Raw genomic sequence first — 20216 nt, 5'->3', positions numbered from 1 at the left:
CATGAAAATAATAATGTGGATTTTTGTTGGCTTGGTGGTACTTTTTGGTTTTAAAGGCTGTGTTTTGAGTGAGGCTAAAGAAATGGCCAAAGAAATGGCCAAAGAAATGGCAGCAGAGTCAATGAAATTGGCAGAGGATTATAAGATGAAGTATGAAAAAGAGGTGGCATTGGTAGAGGAGTATAAAGTGAAGTATGAAAAAGAGGTGACTGAAGCTAATCAACTTAAGAATCAGTTGGCTCAATATGCCAATGCTTCAGCAAGAATGTATCAAAAATAAATTAAAAGCCTATTTGAGTATGTTCACCTGAACATAAGTACATGAGCCTAAGTTTTCGTGCATTCGTATCATTGTAAATCAATGGGTTACGCCGCACGAATACGCGAAAACTTCAACCTAGTTACTTATGATATTCACCCGACGTTGACACCTGCATAAACAGTTTGCAGGTTCAGGGTGATGTCCAAACACGGCAGGCTGATTTCATCCTCCAGCCTGTCGAACTGTTGTAAATCCCAGCCACCTTCGGCATTACGAAGGAGCATATCTACCAGCGGCTTGTCCTGCGCGATAATCAGGTAGACTTGCAATGTGGGGATGGTTTGGTAAACCAGTGCTTTTTCCAAATAATCCTTACGAATGGTGGAGTCCGAAGATACTTCAATGATTAAGCAAGGTTTTTCCAGATAATAATCATCGTCGGTATCATCTTCCTCACAACCCACTACAACATCGGGGTAGTAATAGGTTTTGTGCTTCGGGGCGCGAACTTTCAAATCACCCATGAAAGCCTCACAGTTGCTACCACCGATGTCCATAAATGCGCGGTAGCAATTGCCTGCGATACGGTTATGCCGTTTGCTTGCACCTGCCATCAAGTATATCTGACCATCCACGTACTCATGGCGCTCGTTGGCTAACTTTTCGCTTGCTAGATAATCTTGTTCGCTGATGTAGCGGTTTTGTAACTGATGTGCTGTGGACATGGCAATAACTCCCGTCTTTTAATACAGCATAGCATTTGTCAGTTAAAGGCGTGAACCTTCCTAACTTTTCCCAAACGCTGCTATCAACATCTCCACCATCGCTTTGCGTGATTTGTAACGGTTACAAAAATCCTTGACCAAATTATGCGCCATGTTTGCGCCATCGGGCATTTTGGCAAGCACGTTCAATTCGTCAATGACCCGCTCGTAGACCGCTCTCCCAGTGTTGTCACGTAGATAATCACAAATCTGGCTGGCGTAAGTTGCTTTAACTTCGTGTGGAAACGCTGTCGCTAACAAAGGTGCGTAGCGTTTGAAAAGGGATGCGCTTTGACCGGGGATCGAGGGCTGTTTGATGAGTTCATAGAGCGCGGGAATATCATTTTCTTCCTGCAATAGCATGGCTCTGGCGGAGTCGTAGCCGCGTGGAACAGGAATCATCCCATACAGCCGTTGCTGTGCACTTGCCCATTCTTCCGCTGGATAAGTCGCTTTGAGTTTGCGGTAATGCTCCAGCGAATACTGGGATGTTTGATACAAATGTTCCAGTTCGGTGCGAATGGCGGGTATATCTTCCTGCAAATAGGCGATTTCCAATAAACGCTTGCGCCAACGGCTTATTGTCCCTGCATTTTTTTGTTGTTCTGCCAAGCGGATACCGTCTTGCAATAGGCTGCGGGCTTTGTCGTAGTCTTTAGCGTCGATAGCTTTCTGTACGAAGGTGTCGCGGAAGTCAGGAATTTCCATGTGTGTGGTCGCAAACGCTTCCATGTCGTCCAGTCTGTTCCACGTTTTGAGTAACGCCATTTTTTGACGCAGCAAGGCATCGCGTCGCCAATCATTGGGGCTGGACTGTACGTGTTTGTCTAACGCTTGCAGATAAATGTTCTGATCGGTTTCACTGTGTTGCGCCCATTCTTCCAGCAGTTTGGTAAAAGTATCTTCTAGCCCGTATTCGCTGTAGCGGGAGTCAAATTGGGTGGCGAGTACGCGTTTGAACAAGGCGGCTTGTTCAGAGGTGGGAAGTTGTGGATAGGCGGTGGCGAGTTCATCCTTGATGCTGTACATCAGGCTGTTGAGTTCGCCGTTGGAATCGTCAACGTCGTTTGCAATACCTGCGATGCCTTGGGCAATGGTGAAGCAGATTTCTACTTTGGCAGCAGAAGCAAGGTTAGAGGCTGATAAGGTGTCCAGCAGTTCCTGCACTTCATCCGCGAACGCGCTGGCATCGTCTTCGTCGATATAATCATAGCTGGAATATTGACGGGCGATTTTATCAAACAATTGCTGGTATTGTTTGCTGGGTGCTTCTGTAGTGGGGGTAACGGTTTGGAAACGCAGCAAGAATTTATCCAGCAGTTTGCGATCATCGTGCAGCAGTTGGCGGATATAGGTGGCTAAGTCTTCCCGTTTAAGCGTGTTCAGTAACTGATCGAGTTGTTGGCGTTTGGTTGGTTGCGCTGGGGAAGTTGGTTTTACCCGCAGTTGTTGGCGGATATTGAGCAAGCTGGCGGCGACGTGCTTGCAGATGTCGCCATCATAAGGGCAGGTGCATGACCACTCGCTGATTTCCTTGCCATCCAATTGGATTTCTACGTCGTAGGTGCGCGTCCCGTTCACCTCAGCTTGCCAGAATTCGGGTTCGGTTTCTTCCAGATTATGGACGCGTTGCGTGTAGCCTCTGCCGCGCTGCATGATGACGGCATTAATGTGTTGCTCGAAATTATCCAGATTCATCATTTTTGGCTAAAAGAAGTAGAGTATACCTACTTGGATTTTTGGAGTCAGCCCTATGCAACACCAACCGCCAGCCGGAAATGGCTGAAACCTTCTTTGACGCTTTTCACGATACGGTTGAGTTTTGTGACTGGAATGAGAGCCATATTCGGGAGTTCGCCGCCCGTAGTATTAGCGGTTATTTTGCAGGGAAGCGTGGTGTACCACATCCGGCTTCTGTGATGGCATTGGCTCAGGATGGCGGCATTATTGGGTTGGCGTTATTGCTGACAGACGAGGCGGGGGAGGTGTGCTTGGATTTGTTGTGTGTTGTGCCTGCTTATCAACGTCAGAAAATTGCCACCAGTATGGTTGCGACTGCGGTCAATCAATTGTCTGTGCTGGGTGTCGAGACATTAGGCAGTGCTTACCACATTTGCAATGAAAGTAGTTGATGGGTTGGATGTGCTGAAAGCGGAGCGGGATTTTTGGCGGGCACAACTGGATGAGAGAAAACGCTAATGAAAAATCGGGGACGTGCCCCGATTTTTCATTTTCCTCAATCTTCTTGTAGCGTTGTCGATTCGTAACGACCGTCACCATTTGTATCGAGGTCTAGCCATTCGCGCCCACCTTCTATACGGAAACGCATTTTACTGTTGCTTGCCCCTGTCAATATAACCTGACCGCTACTACCAGTTAGGCTAATTTTCAGAGGAGTGCTGATGTTGGCACAACCGTGGTTGCTTTCACATAACTGCCCACCGAGGGTGATGCCACTGCTATCAGCCGCCAAGGTGATATTGTTATCTAGAATTTGTTGCCCTGCTACGGAACGGTTGATGTTGGAAACTACATTGACACGCCCCGCATACGGGTCACTATTGACCTGCATCACGCCGGTTTCGCTGTAAGTTTGACCTGCGTAGCTGATGCTCATTCGGCTGGTTAATGCATAGTCAGTGATTTTTTGCAGGTTAAAGTCAACCTTATTGACCTTGATAGTTCCTGAGCCTGCCAGCAAGATTTCATCTTCACGGCACTGGTTGGCATTTAATGTCAGATCACCTTGACCCGTCTGATCATTCAAATCACCACTAACACTGATTGAGCCACCGTTGCTGCAATCGACACTACTATTGAAAGCACGCGCTTGGTAGTTGCGCCCTGCCATGTATTCATCCATAGCGCGGCTGACCACGTTATGCCGTTGCCCAAGGGGAGAAAGATTCGCATCGGTTGGTGTGTCTGGGCGAGCTGCCATTCCAATACCAGAACCAATATCCAACACGGAAAGCTCAATGGCATCGGCAAATATTTGCTGGTTGCCAGTGTTAAGTGGCGCTAAGTCACGTTTACCGCTGTAGGCTGCGCTGGTGTCATTGGCGGTAACATTCGCGCTGCCGCCACCCCCGCCGCCGCAAGCCGCAAGAGTGGTTGCCAACAGAAGGGTTGGATAAAGTTTGTGTTGCATGGTTGAAGCCCTGATGTGATAAAAATATGCTCGTCATGCTATGCGCTATGCGCTATGCGCGTCAATATTTTTTATGCAAGTCAATCATTTTATATTTTATTTGTCATATGTAAATGAATCACACCTTTAACAGGTTGCCATTGCAGGAAGCTGGGGACTTCTCGGCAAACCCTGACCTACATCAAACTTATCCACAACCCCACCTTGAATTCCCCCACTTCCTACCCCAGATTTGTCCCATCCGACGCACTCGCGTCCAACCCAAATCAATAGGTAGCCCACATGAGAATGGACAAACTCACCAGCAAGTTCCAACTCGCCCTGCAAGACGCGCAATCGCTTGCGTTAGGGCGTGATCACCAATTCATCGAACCCGCCCACTTAATGATCGCGCTGCTCGATCAGGAAGGCGGTTCCACACGCGGTTTGCTCACCAAAGCCGATGTCAACGCCAACCAATTGCGCTCCAAGCTGGGCGAAGCCCTCGACCGGATGCCTTCCGTGTCCGGTGGCGATGCAGGCAGCGTCCACGTGTCCAACGACCTCAGCAAACTGCTGAACGTTACCGACAAAATCGCCCAGCAACGCAAAGACCAGTACATTTCCTCCGAACTCTTCATCCTCGCCGGACTGGAAGACAAAGGCACGCTCGGCAACTTGCTGCGTGAAACGGGGGCGACCAAAGGCGCGGTAGAAAAAGCCATCGAAGGGATGCGCGGCGGGCAAACCGTCAACGACCCCAACGCCGAAGACCAACGCCAAGCCCTCGACAAATACACCATCGACCTCACCGAACGCGCCGAACAGGGCAAAATTGACCCCATCATCGGACGTGACGAAGAAATCCGCCGCATGGTGCAAATCCTGCAACGCCGCACCAAAAACAACCCCGTCCTCATTGGCGAACCCGGTGTAGGCAAAACCGCGCTGGTCGAAGGTTTGGCACAACGCATCGTCAACGGCGAAGTGTCCGAAGGCATGAAAGGCAAACGCCTGCTCTCGCTCGACCTCGGCGCACTGCTCGCAGGCACAAAATACCGGGGCGACTTTGAAGAACGCCTCAAAGCCGTGCTCAACGACATCGCCAAAGCCGAAGGCAATATCATCCTGTTCATCGACGAATTGCACACGATGGTCGGCGCAGGCAAAGCCGACGGCGCAATGGACGCTGGCAACATGCTCAAGCCCGCCCTTGCTCGCGGCGAATTGCACTGCCTGGGCGCAACCACGCTCGACGAATACCGCCAATACATCGAAAAGGATGCCGCGCTCGAACGCCGCTTCCAGAAAGTGCTGGTCGATGAACCGACGGTGGAAGACACCATCGCCATCCTGCGCGGCTTGCAGGAAAAATACGAAGTGCATCACGGTGTGGAAATCACCGACCCCGCGCTGGTCGCTGCCGCCACGCTATCGCACCGCTACATCACCGACCGCCAGTTGCCCGACAAAGCCATCGACCTGATCGACGAAGCCGCGTCGCGCATCCGCGTTGAAATCGACTCCAAACCGGAGGTGATCGATAAACTTGATCGCCGCCTCATCCAACTCAAGATCGAACGCGCGGCGCTTATCAAAGAAACCGACGAGGCATCTAAAAAGCGCCTCACCGACTTGCAGGCTGAAGTTGACCGCTTAGAAAAAGAGTCCGCTGATCTGGAAGAAATTTGGAAAAGTGAAAAAGCCGACGTGCAGAGTGTGGCTCATATAAAAGATGAATTAGAAAAGGCGCGTAAGGAATTGGAGGTCGCTTATCGTGCGGGTAATTTAAATTATCTCGCAGAACTGCAACACGGCAAAATCCCCACATTAGAGAAACAGTTAGCAAGCATTTCATCGGGAGAAATTAAACCAACCAAGCTATTGAAAAACAAAGTTACGGAAGATGAAATTGCCGATGTAGTATCACGCTGGACGGGAATCCCTGTGTCCAAAATGCTGGAGTCTGAACGGGATAAACTGTTGCAGATGGAATCCGCTCTGCGTGAACGTGTCGTGGAACAAGAAGAGGCATTGGAAGCTGTTTCAAATGCTGTGCGTCGTTCTCGTGCTGGTTTATCAGACCCTAATCGACCGACTGGTTCATTCCTATTTTTAGGACCAACAGGGGTTGGTAAAACTGAACTCACTAAGGCATTAACAAAATTTTTGTTTGACAGTGAAGACTCCTTAATTCGCATCGATATGTCAGAATTCATGGAAAAGCATTCTGTCGCCCGCCTAATCGGTGCACCTCCCGGTTACGTTGGCTACGAAGAAGGCGGCTACTTAACAGAAGCGGTGCGCCGCCGACCTTACTCCGTTGTATTATTAGATGAGCTGGAAAAAGCGCATCCAGATGTTTTCAATGTTTTATTGCAAGTGTTGGATGACGGGCGTTTAACAGATGGTCAAGGGCGTACTGTCGACTTCCGCAATACGGTCATTATTATGACTTCCAATCTCGGTAGCCATCGCATCCATGAATTGACCTACGATGATAGTGAAGATGCTAATTATGCAAAAATGAAATCAGCAGTGATGGAGGTTGTTCACGCCAGCCTGCGCCCCGAATTCATCAATCGCATTGATGAAATTGTAGTATTCCGCCCCTTGCACCGTGAGAGCATTTTGCAAATTGCCAATATTCAATTGGAATATTTGCGCAAACGTTTAACAGCACGGGGAATGGCTATCGACTTCTCATTACCTGCAATGGAATGGCTGGCTGATGCGGGATTTGATCCTGTGTACGGCGCACGCCCGTTGAAGCGGGCAATTCAGCAGCAGGTCGAAAATCCGCTGGCGCAGCAAATCCTCGGCGGCAAGTTTATGCCGGGGGATACGATTATGGTTGATGTGGATGAGGGTCGGCTGACGTTTACGGCGTTGGTCGAGGCTACCGAAGTCTAATAGTGCAATCGTAGGGTGGGTGAAGTGATGAGTTTCACCCACCCTCAAAATAATCCGTATCCACCTTCTTCACCTCGTAATGTTCAACCACCGAGACACCCACATTGTATTCCACCATCAATGCCGCGAACTTTTCCCCGTCAATCAGGATAATGCGTGAATCAATCGAGCGGGCATATTCCTTAGCCTCACGGGAAAAGTTAGAGGTTGTCATGAAAATCCCTTTCTTCGCCCGCTGCCCCTGCAACGCGCCCGCAAATTTCTGGATTTCAGGGCGACCCACTGTCGCTTCCCAACGTTTCGCCTGCATGTACAGCACATCCACGCCCAAACGGTCTTCGTTGATGATGCCGTCAATGCCGCCGTCGCCGCTTTTGCCGATGGCGCGACCTGCATCCTGACGGTTGCCGCCGTAGCCCATTTTGATCAGCAAATCGACCACCAGTTTTTCAAAGAAGGTTGGCGAGGCTTCTTTAACGGTTTCCAGCACCTCCTGCTCAAGGTTGCGGCATAACAAACGGTGCGCGGAGGCGAGGATGTCTTCCGGGGTATCGTCGAAAATGATGTCCGAATTCATATCCAGCATTTGTCCACTTTCGGCTTTGGTGGCGTGACGGCGGTTTTTAAACTCTTGGAATTCGGGAAAGGCTGCCAGCGTAGCAATGCGGATGCTGTGCGGATTAGCCGCCAGCAATTGCTGCCCACGCTGAGTAATCACGAAACAACCACGGCGCGGCGAATACAGCGCCCCCGCTTGCTTGAGGTAGGAACGCGCCCACCCCACGCGATTGCCAAACACCGATTGCGTGCCACTGGGCAAAATGGCGGTGCGTTCGGCTTCGCTCAGTTGAAATTGTTCGGCAAGGGTGAGCGTCACATCGCGTAATTTGTGTTCTTGCCCGTCGGCTGCCAGTTGCAACAAAGGGCGCATCAAGGTTTGGTAATCGGGTATCGGCATGGGATTCACCAACAAAAACGCCGCTTGAAATAAGCGGCGTTCGAGTATGACAAAACGTGTCGGGAAAGGCTATGCGCGTTTCACCAAGCCGATAATGAACAACAGAATAACTGCGCCAATCACTGCCCAAATAAAGGTTCCTAACAATGGATCAACGCCAAGATTAATTGATAATAAACCGCCAACAAACGTACCAATTACCGAGCCGACAATCCCGACAATGATATTGCCAATCAAACCAAAACCTGCACCTTTCATAATGACGCCTGCTAACCAGCCTGCGACCGCACCAATGCCCAACATAATTAGAATTTGAGTAATTTCCGCACTCATCAGTACACTCCTTTTTAAACCGTGGTAAATTTATTTTTTGGCAACTGCCGTAAAACAGTATAGGTGTTAATTTAAAAAACCGTTATCTGATTGTATTTATTAGCACTATTAGCGGTAGTATTCGCAAGATCAACGACAGGTTTACAGCACAAAGTCCACCCATTAAGATGCGACCTACATTGCATTTGCCTGCCAAGGAATAGGAGCCGGTTTGAAACGTGTTGGATTAGTTACAGGGCTGTTAGCGTGGGCAACATTCGCCGCTGCCAGTGTCATCGCCGCCCCCGTATTGGAAGTGCAAAACAGTCTGGTGCTTCCCCCGCATACGGTCAATGGTGTCAAAATCAGCGAGCTATCCGGTCTAGCGTGGGATCAGGATGAGCAATTGCTCTACGCCATTTCCGACAAAGGCGCGATTTTTCACTTCACACTCGACATCCGAGGCAATCGCCTAAAAGCGGTTGAAGCTGTATATGCCGCCAACCTGATGGATAAAGAGGGTGAGCGTATCAAAAAAGGTCGCCGTGATTCCGAAGGATTAACCTTGCTGAATGCCAATAACGGCAAAGCTGGCGACTCGCAACTGGTGATTGCATTTGAAGGCATTCCACGCCTCATTCGGTTTACGCCACAAGGCAAAGCCATCAAAAACATTAGCTTACCGGCGGTATTAGACAATAAACACGCTTATCAACACGGTAATGATTCGTTGGAATCCGTCACATTTCACCCCCGTTACGGCTTCATGACTGCCCCCGAAATGCCGCTCAAAGGTGAACCGCGCACTTTGCACACTCTGTATTCCACCAAAGGGCAGCACTGGTCGTTTACGGCATACCCTGCCAAAAATAGCGGCATCAGTGCGCTGGAAGCTTTGCCAGATGGCAATTTATTGGTCATGGAACGGGCATGGTCAGGGCTGTTCAACCCACTCGTGGTGAGCTTGCGCTATTTGGATTTCCAACAATGTGCGCAAGATCAGGCGTGTACGTTGCAAGATTTGCAGGTGTTATCGAGTCATTTGCTGGTTGATAATTACGAAGGGCTGACCCATATTCAAGGCAATCAGTATTTAATGGTCGGCGATGATGGCAATGAAGATTTCTTGCCCACTACGCTAACCCTCTTTACCCTTGACTTAGGGAAGTAAGCACATGAGTGGAAACCGTTCACTGGCGTTGTTTTTGTGGGTGTTGCTGGCAGTGCTATTGCTGTGGGTGGCGCAGCCGGTCTGGGTTTCGTGGTTGCAAGCCACGTCGGGAAATCAGCCGCGTGCAATTACCGCACGGGGTAATTTGGCAGCGGATGAGCAAGCCACGATTGCCGTTTTCGAGCGTAACAGCCCTTCCGTGGTGTACATCACTACCGTCGAGCGGGTATTAAACCTGTGGAATCGCAATATTCGTGAAATTCCGCAAGGCACGGGAACCGGCTTCGTCTGGGATAACGCTGGGCATATTGTCACCAATTACCACGTAGTCGAAGGCCATGACACCGCTAAGATTCGGTTTGCCGATCAACGTGTCTTTGAAGCCGATGTGGTTGGTGCCAGCCCCGAACACGATTTAGCCGTCTTGCGTTTGCGCGATATGGCGGATGCCCCACCGCCGGTACAAATTGGCAGCAGCAGTGACTTGCGCGTTGGTCAGAATGTGTTAGCGATTGGCAACCCTTTTGGCCTTGACCACACCCTGACATCGGGCATTATTTCGGCATTACGCCGCAGTATTGATGCAGAAGAAGGCGGTAGCATGGATGGGTTGATTCAAACCGATGCCGCCATTAACCCCGGCAACTCCGGCGGCCCCTTGCTGGACAGTGCTGGGCGCTTGATTGGCGTCAATGTCGCCATTTACAGCCCATCCGGTGCTTCTGCGGGGATTGGTTTTGCCATCCCCGTGGATGTGGTGAATCGGGTAGTACCGCGCTTAGTGAAAGACGGGCGTTACACCCGCCCCGTGTTGGGGGTAGTGATGGATGACAATATCAGTGAACGCATTACCGCCAAATTAAACACCCACGGGGTATTAGCGCTGCGCGTGCAGCCGAACACCCCGGCGGCACTCGCAGGCATTCGTGAAACCCAACTCACCGCGCAAGATGACTTGATTTTAGGTGACATCATCCAAGCGCTGGACGGGCAACCCGTTAATAATATCAATGAATTAAACAAAATTCTGGATAACTATCCGCGCCACAGCAAGGTAAAAGTCAGCTTATTGCGTGAAGGTCGCCAATCACTGGAAGTCGAAGTGGTACTCTCATTGTTCCGTTGATTCAACATCCCAAATGCTGGACGCAACCGGCGGTGTTGGCAACTGACCAGCGTCGGATACAGGAGAAGCATTCACTGCTGCTGCCATTACTCCCAGCTCCTTGCGCAACCGTGCTGCTAACATCGGCGCAAACGCCAACTTGGTAGGCCATGCCACGGTCACATTCGCAAAGCCTTGCACCATCGGCTGATCGGGGCGGCTACCATCCGGCTGGCAACCTTCCGCACGGTCAACATGCCAAGTTGACCATTCCATACCTGTGAAATCGACCCACGGTAACAGTTCCGCCAGTTCATGCTGCGTGGCGGCAATTACTTCAGCAGCAGGCTTGCCCACACCCTGCTCTGCTGGTTGCCCACCGATATACCACACCGTATTGCCGTGTTTATCCCGATGTGACGTAATCGTAGCACGAGGCTTGTCACTCATCCCCAGCGCATGAGCATAAAGCATCGGCAAATTGCCGCGCACCAACACCATTTGCAACGGGCGGCGTTGCATAACGGGTGAAGTCTGCCCCTGATCCCTTCGGCTACGCTCAGGGAACGGCACTACCCGCTGGCTGAGCGTAGCCGAAGCCAACAACGCCTCATTCCCCGCCCCCGCCGTTAAAATAATTTGCTCAGCCTCCACCAACCGCTCACGACCATCCGGCAACACCGCACGGTAGCAATAGGCATCCCCCACCTGTTGCAAACCGGAACGCTGCACATCCACCTGCACCAACGCATCCGCCAATTGTTCGCGCAACGTTTCCAGCAACGATGGCACGTCCAACACCGGCTCATCCAACCGATACAAACCGCCGTGAAACTCAGAATGCCGAAACAAGTCGGGGTAAGCGTCGCGAGGCACAGCCTCCATCCGGCTTTGCATCGCTTTGCTGGCAAAAAAGCCCGTCATGCGTGAGCCGAGTCCGCCCGATGTCCACAACAGTTGCGACTCCGCCAATACCTTAACCTTGCGCAAATCGACCGCACCTTCGCCATTGAGAGCAGCCCGCCACAAGCGCGGCATATCGCCAATCGCCAAGGTTGCGCCCGTCACTTTGCCCGTCAGCGCGTATTTTGTGCCACCGTGAATAATGCCTTGCGATGCAATCGTTTGTCCCTTGCCCAATTCATCCGTGGCTAACAACGCATTAACGCCTTGCGCCCGCAATTCCGCCAGCAACCACAACCCGGCAATGCCGCCACCAACGATCAGAACATCAACCTGCATTACGCTTCTTTCTCCATCGCCTGAATCCGTGCAATCGTGCTAGTCGTCGACACCCCATCCACAAAACTCAGCACCACCACGTCGCCGCCGTTATCCCACACGCAACGATTGCCGGGGATTTTCTGCGGATCGTTATCGCCGCCTTTCACCAACAAATCCGGTTTGAGCGTGCAAATCAAACGTTCGGGCGTGTCTTCGCTGAAATCCACCACCCAATCGACACACGCCAACGCCGCCAACATCCGCATTCGGTTTGCCATTGTATTCACCGGGCGTGTCGGGCCTTTCAGCGCTCGCACCGATTCATCCGTATTCACCGCCACAATCAAACGGTCGCCGAGTTTGCGAGCCTCTTCCAAATACGTCACATGCCCAACGTGCAAAATGTCGAAACAACCGTTGGTCATCACAATGCGTTCGCCGTGGATACGCGCCTCTTGCACCGCCGCCAGCAATTGCGCCTCACTGACCACGCCTTTCACCTGCGCATGGTGTTGCTGCAAGGCTTTGTGCAATTCAGGAACACTCACCGTTGCCGTCCCCACCTTGCCAACCACAATTCCCGCTGCAAGATTTGCCAACCCCATCGCCTGTTCCAGCGGCAACCCCGCCGCCATACTCGCCGCCAACACCGCCACCACGGTATCCCCTGCCCCGGTCACATCAAACACTTCACGCGCACGGGTCGGCAAGTTGTACGGCGCACATTCATGGCGCAATAACGTCATGCCCTGTTCACTGCGAGTGAGCAACAGATTGCCCAGTTCACATCGCGTCAGCAATGCCTGCCCACGTTGCACCAAATCCGCCTCATCCGCCCACTCGCCCACGGCTTCACGGAATTCTGCCAGATTCGGCGTAATCACCGTTGCCCCCTGATACGTGGCAAAATCTTGCGCTTTCGGGTCAACCACCACCGGCTTACCGGCTGCTTGCGCCAACGCAATCAATTCCCGCGCCCGCTCCAGCGTCCCTTTGCGGTAATCGGACAGCACCACCACATCAGCCGCTGCCAACAACGCACTGAATTGGCTGAAGAGTTGCGCATGATCTTGCCCCGCAAACCCCTCCTCAAAATCCAAGCGAATCAATTGCTGATGCCGACTCAGCACCCGTAACTTGGTAATCGTCGGCGTAGTATCCAACGCCACGAAATGGGTTTGCACCCCACGCGCTTGCAAGGTATTCGCCAGCGACCTGCCCGCCTCGTCATTGCCCACATAGCCCAGCAACACCGCCTGCCCGCCAAGGCTGGCAATGTTTAACGCCACGTTTGCCGCACCACCGGGGCGCTCTTCATTGACTTTGACATGCACCACTGGCACGGGGGCTTCGGGAGAAATGCGCGAGGTTTGACCCGACCAATAGCGATCCAGCATCACATCGCCGACCACCAATACCCGCGCCCGTTCAAAAGGAGGAATTTGTAAGCTCATCGTTAATTTTTTACATAAAACAAGAAAAAACAAGTTGGAAAGTTTACCATAAGGCGCTGATTCAGGTCTTGGACATCGTGTGGAAAGAATTTCAGGCAAACAGTTTTTACACCCGCGCTACTGGCTCACATGGCTAGGGCTGGGTTGCTTGTGGCTAGTGGTGCAATTACCGTGGGGAATGCAAATGTGGCTAGGCAAGCAGCTCGGCTTGCTGATGTTCTTCGCTCTACCCAAACGCCGCCAGATTTGCTGCATCAATCTGGAACTTGCGTTTCCCGAACTCACCCCAGCCACACGCTTCCAACTCAACCGCGAACACTTTATTTCATTAGGACGCGGCTTATTGGAAACGGCACTCAGTTGGTGGGGGGATGATACCAAACTTGCCCAGCAAACCCAGATCGAAGGGCTGGAACACCTGCAAACCGCCATGCAACACGGTGGCGTGGTGTTACTCAGCGCCCATTTCACCAGCCTCGAACTCGGCGGACGCATTCTCGCACAGTACGCCCCCTTACACGTCATCTACCGCCCGCACCAAAATCCGCTGATCGAATGGCGCGTGGCTCGCCTGCGTTCCAAACGTTACGGCAAAGCCATTTCACGTGACAATATCCGCGACATGATCCGCAGCCTGCAACAAGGCCAGGTGGTCTGGTACGCGCAAGACCAAAATTTCGGGCACAAAAATGCCGTGTTTGCCCCGTTTTTTGGGGTAGCAGCCGCCACCAACACCGCTACCAGCCGCCTTGCCACATTAGGCAAAGCACAGGTTGTACCGTTCTTTACGCTGCGAACCGCTACCGGCTATCGGCTACGTTTCCTGCCTGCACTTGAAAATTTTCCCAGCCAAGCCATACTTGACGACACAACACGGATAAATCAACGCATTGAGCAACAGGTACGCGAGTTCCCCGCCCAATATTTATGGACACACCGCCGCTACAAGGACGACCCAACCGGCGGCAACCGATATTCTCTCTACTCTAAGGAAAACCGATGCAAATCGCACAACACACCGTGGTCACCATGACCTACACCCTGACTGACGATCAAGGCCAAGTGCTCGATCAAGCGGATGCTGACCAACCATTCGCCTACCTGCACGGTGCTGACAATATTATTCCGGGGCTGGAAAAACAGTTAGTCGGCAAACAAGCCAACGACAGCCTGACTGTCACTGTGCCACCCGCCGAAGCCTACGGCGAATACGACGAACGCATGACCCAACAAGTCCCGCGCAGCATGTTTGAAGGCGTTCCGGCTGAACAAATCGTTGCCGGTGCCGAATTTCACGCCCAAACGGGTGCTGGCAATCAAACCATTCGCATCGCCGCCGTCGATGACAACAGCGTTACCATTGACGCGAATCACCCACTCGCAGGCGTAGCCCTGACGTTTGAGGTTACGATTCTGGATGTCCGTGCCGCGTCTGAAGAAGAAGTTGCCCACGGTCACGCCCACGGTGAAGGTGGTCATCACCACCACTAAGCCTGTTCAGCGATAAGCATCCGGCAGCAACCCCACCGCAACCCGGTGTTGCCACAAGGTTTGGATGCTGTTCGCATGTTGCTGATCGGCTTTACTGGAAAAAAATTGCACGCTGCCCTGCCCTGTTTGCGGGCGGCGCAAATTCTCTTGTTCCAACACCCGCATCAACTGGTGAGTCACCGGCGTACTGGTTTCCAAAATAGTCATTCGGCCGTGCGTCACATCCGCAAGCGCCTCTGCCAAAAACGGGTAGTGCGTACACCCCAGCACCAAAGTATCCACCCCCGCATCCAGCAAAGGCAAGGTATAAGCTTTAAGCAATTGACGTACCGCCGTGCTACTAAAATCCCCCGCCTCCACATGCTCCACCAAACCGGGGCAAGCTTGCGTCATCACCTGCACTCCCGCTGCATGATCGCGAATCAACTGCTGCAAACGCGGGCTATTCACCGTTTGTTGCGTGGCTAACACCCCAATCACCCCTGTTTGCGTCAAGCGAGCAGCAGGTTTCACAGCAGGCTCAATCCCCACCACCGGAATCGGCAAGGTTTCGCGCAAATACGCCACTGCATGAACCGTCGCGGTATTACACGCCACCACCAACACTTTAACGTCCTGTTCCAACAAGAAATCCGCCACCCGCTTGCTACGTGCCCGAATATAATCCGAGGTTTTTGCCCCGTAAGGCGCATGAGCCGAATCCGCCACGTAAATCAGGTGTTCCGCAGGCAACAAGCGGTGAATTTCACGCAAGACCGAAATGCCCCCCAAACCCGAATCGAATACCCCAATGGGTTGTGTGTGCCGTGCCGCGTTCACTGTTGCGCCTGCAAATAACCCAACCACGCCGCAAACAACACCGGATCCGGGGAGATCACCACCGAACGCGGCGCTAACGCTGCCACAAACACCGGCTCACCCTGCAAAGTCGCGGCATAGCCCCCCGCTTCCGCCAAAATCAGCGACCCTGCCGCCAAATCCCACAACTTCATGCCACCGTGCAAATACAAATTGCCCCGATTCGCCGCCATCCACGCCCATTCCAGCACGCAACTGCCCAAATTACGCTGCGAACCGTAGGGCGGATTCGTCATCAATGCTTGCTTCAAGGCAGGCGCTAAGCGTTTGAAATCCACAATTGCCACCGCATTGCGCAACTGAAACTCACTGGGCTGACAACGCAAAGGCTGACCATTCAACCAGGCTCCCCGCCCCCGCTGTGCGGTAAACATTTCATCACGCACCGGGTCGTAAGTCAGCGCCAGTACCACTTCACCGCGCTGAAACAACGCCAACGACACCGCAAACAACGGGATACCCGCCGCAAAATTGCTCGTACCATCCAAGGGATCCAAACACCACAGCGCATCGGCTTCGCGCAATAAACGTTCTTGTTCCTCGCGCTCCATCTCCTCACTCAGAAACGCAATTTCAGGCCACTCTTGCAGCAAAAACGCCGCAATGCGCTGATTTGTCGCCAAATCCGCCTCGGTCAGCAAACTGCCGTCTTGTTTTACCGCAAAGCCAATGTGCTCGAAACGCGGTAGAATTTCGGCGCGTGCAATTTGACGTATTTCCCGCATCAATACTTGCAAATCAGGCTGCATCATTTAACCTACCCAGCGTTACCAAAACGCTAACAATACAAGGATACCCACACATGGACAAACCGAACATTTCTGCCAGCCAGAAATTGTTGCACGGGCTTGAATACTTATTGCTCGGTGTCATCACCGTCGCCACCGTCATTGCTGTGGGGCAAGAGATTTACAATATTTTCATCCATCTCAAAGTCCAGATTGCCGACCTACTGCTGCTGTTTATTTATTTAGAAATCATTACCATGGTGGTGGTTTACATCCAATCCGGGGAAGTGCCGGTACGAATGCCACTCTACATCGGCATGGTGGCACTCGCCCGTTACCTCATTCTTGACATGAAAGCCATGAATGAATGGCAGATGTTAGCGATTTCCAGCTCTATCCTACTGATTTCACTGGCTGTACTCATTGTACGCTTTGGTCATGTGAAATACCCTTATGAAAAGAACCGCAGAGGAACTCCCCACCCATGAGCCGCTTTATCAATGAACAGGATTATTTCCACGGCAAATCAGAATGCACTGGCATTTTAATAACCAATCTAGGCACGCCCGACAGCCCTGACGCGACTGGCTTGCGACGCTATTTGAAAGAATTTCTCTCTGACCCGCGCGTCGTGGAAATTCCACGCATTATCTGGAATATCATCCTGCACGGCATTATCCTCAACACGCGCCCTGCCAAAAGTGCCGAAAAATACAAAACCGTGTGGACAGAAGACGGCTCACCGCTGATGAGCATTTCCCTGCAACAACAAAAAGCGCTGCAAAAAGAAATGGAAATCCGCTTCAACGGCCCGGTGAAAATTGCGCTAGCGATGCGCTACGGCAACCCCTCCATCCCCGCCACCTTGCTAAAGCTCAAGGAAGCCGGAGCGCGGCGTATACTCGTGTTGCCGCTTTACCCCCAATATTGCGCTGCGACCAACGCCACTACCTTCGACAAAGTATTCGACGAACTCAAGCGCTGGCGCTGGATGCCCGAACTGCGCCTGGTGAATCACTACCACGATCACCCCGGCTACATCAAAGCACTTGCCAACAGCGTGTTGACCCACTGGGAAAAACACCCGCGCGGACAACTGCTGCTCATGTCTTTCCACGGCATTCCCAAGCGCAACCTCATGCTCGGCGATCCCTACCACTGCGAATGCCACAAAACCGCGCGGTTATTAGCGGCAGAACTCAACCTGCGCCCCAACGAATGGCGCGTCACCTTCCAATCGCGCTTCGGCAAAGCGGAATGGCTGCAACCTTACACCGACAAAACCATGCAAGCCCTGCCCGCTGAAGGCATCAAACACGTTGACGTGATTTGCCCCGGTTTTGCCGCCGACTGCCTTGAAACACTGGAAGAAATTCGCGAAGAAAACCGCGAGTATTTTGAACATGCGGGCGGGGAAAGCTACCACTACATCCCCGCGCTAAACGCCAACCCTGATCACATTAAAGCACTTGCCGACATTATTCAGCAACATACCGTCGGCTGGGCAGAAACCTCACCCAACTGGTCAGCAGCAGGACAACAAAAACAAGCCGAGCAAACCTTGCAACACGCGATCGACAAAGGGGCAAAAAAATGAAAGTTGGGCTAATCCTCATCGGCGACGAATTGCTCAGCGGTTTGCGCCAAGACAAACACCTGCCACAAGTCATGAGTTTCCTCAAAGCACGCGGCTTGGCGCTGGCGTGGGTGCGCATGATCGGCGACGATTGGGATTTATTGCTGCAAACCTTGCGCGAAACCTTGCAAAGTGAAGAAATTGTATTCAGTTTCGGTGGCATCGGCGCAACCCCTGATGATTTGACCCGCCAAGCAGCGGCGGCGGCGGCAGGTGTCAAACTCTGGCGCCACCCACAAGCAGTTGCCTTGATCGAAGGGCGCTTCGGTACAGAGGCTTACCCTAATCGCATTCGCATGAGTGAACTGCCCGACGGTGCCAGTTTGATTCCCAACCCCATTAACCAAATTCCGGGTTTCAAATTGCAACATCACCACTTTGTCCCCGGTTTCCCTAATATGGCATGGCCGATGGTCGAATGGGCGCTGGACACGTATTACGCACAGTATTTCGACACAACCCCACCGATTGAACAACGTTGGACATTGCAAGCGGTGCAAGAAAGCGAGCTGATTCCGATGATGGAAGAACTGCTCAGAACCTTTCCCGCCGTGCGCATTTCCAGCCTGCCGAGCACAGTTGAACGCCGCAAAATCGACTTTGGTATCAAGGGCCGCGCCGCTGACGTAGCCCCCGCCGCTGCGTGGTTTGCGGCACGAATGCAGGCCGAGAACGTCGATTGCACACCACAAGTGTGACCACATTCACCCGCGCTTTGCTTGCCCCGCAACACTGGCTCACTTGGGCGGGTGTCGGAGTATTCGCCGGAATCGCTTGGCTGCCTTGGCAAGCACGCCGCTGGCTTGGCAAACACTTAGGCAATTGGATTTACCGCCACAATCGCAAACGCCGCGCAGTCGTATTGAGCAATTTGCGCTTATGTTTCCCCGCACTGAGTGACACCGAACATGAGCACATGGCGCAAAGCCATTTACAAGAATATGCCAGCGCCATGCTGGATTACAGCATCTTGTTTTTTCGCGCTCGCCGCCACGTTTACCAACGTACCCGCATTAGCGGGCGTGAACATGTGGAGCAAGCCATTGCTGCCGGACAGAATGTCATCCTCATGTTGGGGCATTCGGTATGGTTAGAATTCGCGCCGGTTGCTATCGGGCAATATTACCGCGCCTATGGCTCGTACAAACCGTTCCGCAATCCTGTGATCAATTGGCTGATTGCACGCAGTCGTCTGCAAGATGTGGAATTCGTGGTGGCGCGTGAAGAAGGCATGATGAAACTGGTGAAAGCGCTGGAACCGGGACGCTTCATGTTCTTTTTGCCGGATGAAGATCATGGCAGCAAACATTCGGTGTTCGCGCCGTTTTTTGGTGTACCCAAAGCCACGCTCACCACACCGGCACGGCTGACGAAATTGGGCAAGGCGGTTGCCCTGCCGATCATGGCATTCTTTAATCCAACACATGGCGGTTATGAGATTGTCATTGGCAGTGCCTTAGCCGATTTTCCCGGTAAAGATGAAGCTCAGAATGCCGAAATCCTGAACACAGGGCTACAAACACTGATCACAGAACACCCTGAGCAATACATGTGGGTACTCAAATTGTTCCGCACTCGCCCAGCAGACGAACCGCCAAGCTACTAATTCGTCGCCGAAAACTGTGCCGGAACCATCACCACCGATACTTTATCGTAAGTCAGACCCTCAATACTTTTCTCAACGATCAACTTAATGTCTGATTTCATGTCTTCCAAACGGTAAGCAGGATTGTATTTGATGAAGACCGAAGCGGAGGATGGCTTGATTTCTTTATCAAGCGGATTGTTTTCAGGCAATACCACGTGTACCCGTGCGACTAACACGCCGTCAATTTGCGATAGGGTTTCTTGCACACTTTGCGATAAGGCGAAAATGAAACGGGTACGTTCTTCCAGTGGAGATGAAATCAACCCTTCTTTTTTGAATAATTCGCCGACTGTCGCAATTTTTTCCTTGGGATAGCCGTGCTGTTTAAGAAGCTGTACTGCTTGGGGAATTTGTGATTCTTCCACATGCAGAAAATAAGTACCTGCTTTCTTATCAAAAGTTTTTTCTGCCGTCACCTTGTTGTTTAACAGAATTGAGAGCATAGAGTTGACGTCACTCTCGATCAAGTTGCTATATAACTCTGTTTTGCAACCAGTAAGTAACAACAAAGTAATTGATGCGATAAAAACTTTGATTTTTTTAGTTATCATGTTATTCACCA

General features: G+C 52.0%; 21 protein-coding genes. 11 read left to right on the top strand and 10 right to left on the bottom strand.

The features are described from left to right. Window position 1 precedes the first annotated feature (1 nt). A complete protein-coding gene (locus L3K52_07515; GenBank protein ID UOG93567.1) occupies window positions 2–280 on the top strand; it encodes a hypothetical protein in 279 nt (92 codons plus the stop codon). Window positions 281–414: 134 nt separating this feature from the next. Here the strand turns inward: L3K52_07515 and L3K52_07510 are convergent, their stop codons facing one another. Together L3K52_07510 and L3K52_07505 are read right to left on the bottom strand one after the other, a co-directional pair. Beyond that, window positions 415–987, bottom strand: coding sequence for a Uma2 family endonuclease (locus tag L3K52_07510; GenBank protein ID UOG93566.1), 573 nt, complete (start codon window positions 985–987; stop codon window positions 415–417). Window positions 988–1047: 60 nt separating this feature from the next. Beyond that, window positions 1048–2727: an SWIM zinc finger family protein gene (locus L3K52_07505; GenBank protein UOG93565.1), complete on the bottom strand. Its 1680-nt coding sequence runs from the start codon at window positions 2725–2727 to the stop codon at window positions 1048–1050. 77 nt (window positions 2728–2804) lie between these two features. Here L3K52_07505 and L3K52_07500 point away from each other — a divergent pair, with 77 nt between their 5' ends. Beyond that, window positions 2805–3158, top strand: a complete 354-nt coding sequence (locus tag L3K52_07500; protein UOG93564.1) for a GNAT family N-acetyltransferase — start codon at window positions 2805–2807, stop codon at window positions 3156–3158. 104 nt (window positions 3159–3262) lie between these two features. Here L3K52_07500 and L3K52_07495 read toward each other — a convergent pair whose 3' ends face one another. Further along, window positions 3263–4177 carry a hypothetical protein gene (locus L3K52_07495; protein UOG93563.1) on the bottom strand — a complete coding sequence of 305 codons (915 nt, stop codon included), beginning with the start codon at window positions 4175–4177 and terminating at the stop codon, window positions 3263–3265. A 282-nt stretch (window positions 4178–4459) separates the two neighbouring features. On the opposite strand from L3K52_07495, the gene clpB reads away from it, so the two are divergent. Next, entirely contained in the window at window positions 4460–7069 is a 2610-nt protein-coding gene (clpB, locus tag L3K52_07490; GenBank protein UOG93562.1) for an ATP-dependent chaperone ClpB, read from the top strand. Window positions 7070–7103: 34 nt separating this feature from the next. On the opposite strand, the gene L3K52_07485 is transcribed toward clpB, so the two are convergent. Together L3K52_07485 and L3K52_07480 are read right to left on the bottom strand one after the other, a co-directional pair. Further along, the gene (locus L3K52_07485) at window positions 7104–8027 is read right to left on the bottom strand and encodes a restriction endonuclease (protein ID UOG93561.1); all 924 of its coding nucleotides are present in this window, start codon (window positions 8025–8027) and stop codon (window positions 7104–7106) included. A gap of 69 nt (window positions 8028–8096) precedes the next feature. Beyond that, window positions 8097–8360 carry a GlsB/YeaQ/YmgE family stress response membrane protein gene (locus L3K52_07480; protein UOG93560.1) on the bottom strand — a complete coding sequence of 88 codons (264 nt, stop codon included), beginning with the start codon at window positions 8358–8360 and terminating at the stop codon, window positions 8097–8099. 211 nt (window positions 8361–8571) lie between these two features. Between L3K52_07480 and L3K52_07475 the strand changes: the two genes are divergently transcribed. Continuing rightward, entirely contained in the window at window positions 8572–9510 is a 939-nt protein-coding gene (locus L3K52_07475) for an esterase-like activity of phytase family protein (protein UOG93559.1), read from the top strand. Window positions 9511–9514: 4 nt separating this feature from the next. Next, complete coding sequence (locus L3K52_07470) at window positions 9515–10636, top strand: trypsin-like peptidase domain-containing protein (protein ID UOG93558.1); 1122 nt, start codon at window positions 9515–9517, stop codon at window positions 10634–10636. Here L3K52_07470 and L3K52_07465 read toward each other — a convergent pair. Next, entirely contained in the window at window positions 10622–11857 is a 1236-nt protein-coding gene (locus tag L3K52_07465; protein ID UOG93557.1) for an FAD-dependent oxidoreductase, read from the bottom strand. The two genes, L3K52_07470 and L3K52_07465, sit on opposite strands and share 15 nt — an antisense overlap. Continuing rightward, on the bottom strand, window positions 11857–13293 hold the full coding sequence (hldE, locus tag L3K52_07460) for a bifunctional D-glycero-beta-D-manno-heptose-7-phosphate kinase/D-glycero-beta-D-manno-heptose 1-phosphate adenylyltransferase HldE (protein ID UOG93556.1): 1437 nt from the start codon (window positions 13291–13293) through the stop codon (window positions 11857–11859). The genes L3K52_07465 and hldE overlap by 1 nt, the downstream gene beginning before the upstream one ends. Window positions 13294–13372: 79 nt before the next feature. On the opposite strand from hldE, the gene lpxL reads away from it, so the two are divergent. Then, the gene (gene lpxL / locus L3K52_07455; protein ID UOG93555.1) at window positions 13373–14326 is read left to right on the top strand and encodes an LpxL/LpxP family Kdo(2)-lipid IV(A) lauroyl/palmitoleoyl acyltransferase; all 954 of its coding nucleotides are present in this window, start codon (window positions 13373–13375) and stop codon (window positions 14324–14326) included. Then, entirely contained in the window at window positions 14293–14784 is a 492-nt protein-coding gene (locus L3K52_07450) for a peptidylprolyl isomerase (protein ID UOG93554.1), read from the top strand. The genes lpxL and L3K52_07450 overlap by 34 nt, the downstream gene beginning before the upstream one ends. Before the next feature lie 6 nt (window positions 14785–14790). On the opposite strand, the gene murI is transcribed toward L3K52_07450, so the two are convergent. Then, window positions 14791–15630 carry a glutamate racemase gene (gene murI / locus L3K52_07445; GenBank protein ID UOG93553.1) on the bottom strand — a complete coding sequence of 280 codons (840 nt, stop codon included), beginning with the start codon at window positions 15628–15630 and terminating at the stop codon, window positions 14791–14793. Then, a complete protein-coding gene (locus L3K52_07440; protein UOG93552.1) occupies window positions 15600–16394 on the bottom strand; it encodes an inositol monophosphatase family protein in 795 nt (264 codons plus the stop codon). The genes murI and L3K52_07440 overlap by 31 nt, the downstream gene beginning before the upstream one ends. A 50-nt stretch (window positions 16395–16444) precedes the next feature. Between L3K52_07440 and L3K52_07435 the strand changes: the two genes are divergently transcribed. Genes L3K52_07435 through L3K52_07420 form a run of 4 tightly spaced genes read left to right on the top strand, consistent with a single transcriptional unit; the run spans window position 16445 to window position 19612 of the window. Next, window positions 16445–16858 carry a phosphate-starvation-inducible PsiE family protein gene (locus L3K52_07435; GenBank protein ID UOG93551.1) on the top strand — a complete coding sequence of 138 codons (414 nt, stop codon included), beginning with the start codon at window positions 16445–16447 and terminating at the stop codon, window positions 16856–16858. Continuing rightward, window positions 16855–17967 (top strand): ferrochelatase, encoded by a 1113-nt coding sequence (hemH, locus tag L3K52_07430; protein UOG93550.1) that lies wholly within the window; start codon window positions 16855–16857, stop codon window positions 17965–17967. Before L3K52_07435 ends, hemH begins: the two co-directional genes overlap by 4 nt. Further along, window positions 17964–18704: a molybdopterin-binding protein gene (locus L3K52_07425; protein ID UOG93549.1), complete on the top strand. Its 741-nt coding sequence runs from the start codon at window positions 17964–17966 to the stop codon at window positions 18702–18704. Before hemH ends, L3K52_07425 begins: the two co-directional genes overlap by 4 nt. Further along, window positions 18701–19612, top strand: coding sequence for a lipid A biosynthesis acyltransferase (locus L3K52_07420; protein ID UOG93548.1), 912 nt, complete (start codon window positions 18701–18703; stop codon window positions 19610–19612). The genes L3K52_07425 and L3K52_07420 overlap by 4 nt, the downstream gene beginning before the upstream one ends. On the opposite strand, the gene sctJ is transcribed toward L3K52_07420, so the two are convergent. Then, window positions 19609–20205 (bottom strand): type III secretion inner membrane ring lipoprotein SctJ, encoded by a 597-nt coding sequence (gene sctJ / locus L3K52_07415; protein UOG93547.1) that lies wholly within the window; start codon window positions 20203–20205, stop codon window positions 19609–19611. The genes L3K52_07420 and sctJ overlap by 4 nt on opposite strands. Window positions 20206–20216 lie beyond the last annotated feature (11 nt).

Source organism: Candidatus Thiothrix sulfatifontis (assembly GCA_022828425.1).
GTDB classification, from domain to species: Bacteria; Pseudomonadota; Gammaproteobacteria; order Thiotrichales; family Thiotrichaceae; genus Thiothrix; species Thiothrix sulfatifontis.
Note: the sequence above shows the minus strand (reverse complement) of the source record. Positions and strands in the feature narration are given on the sequence as shown.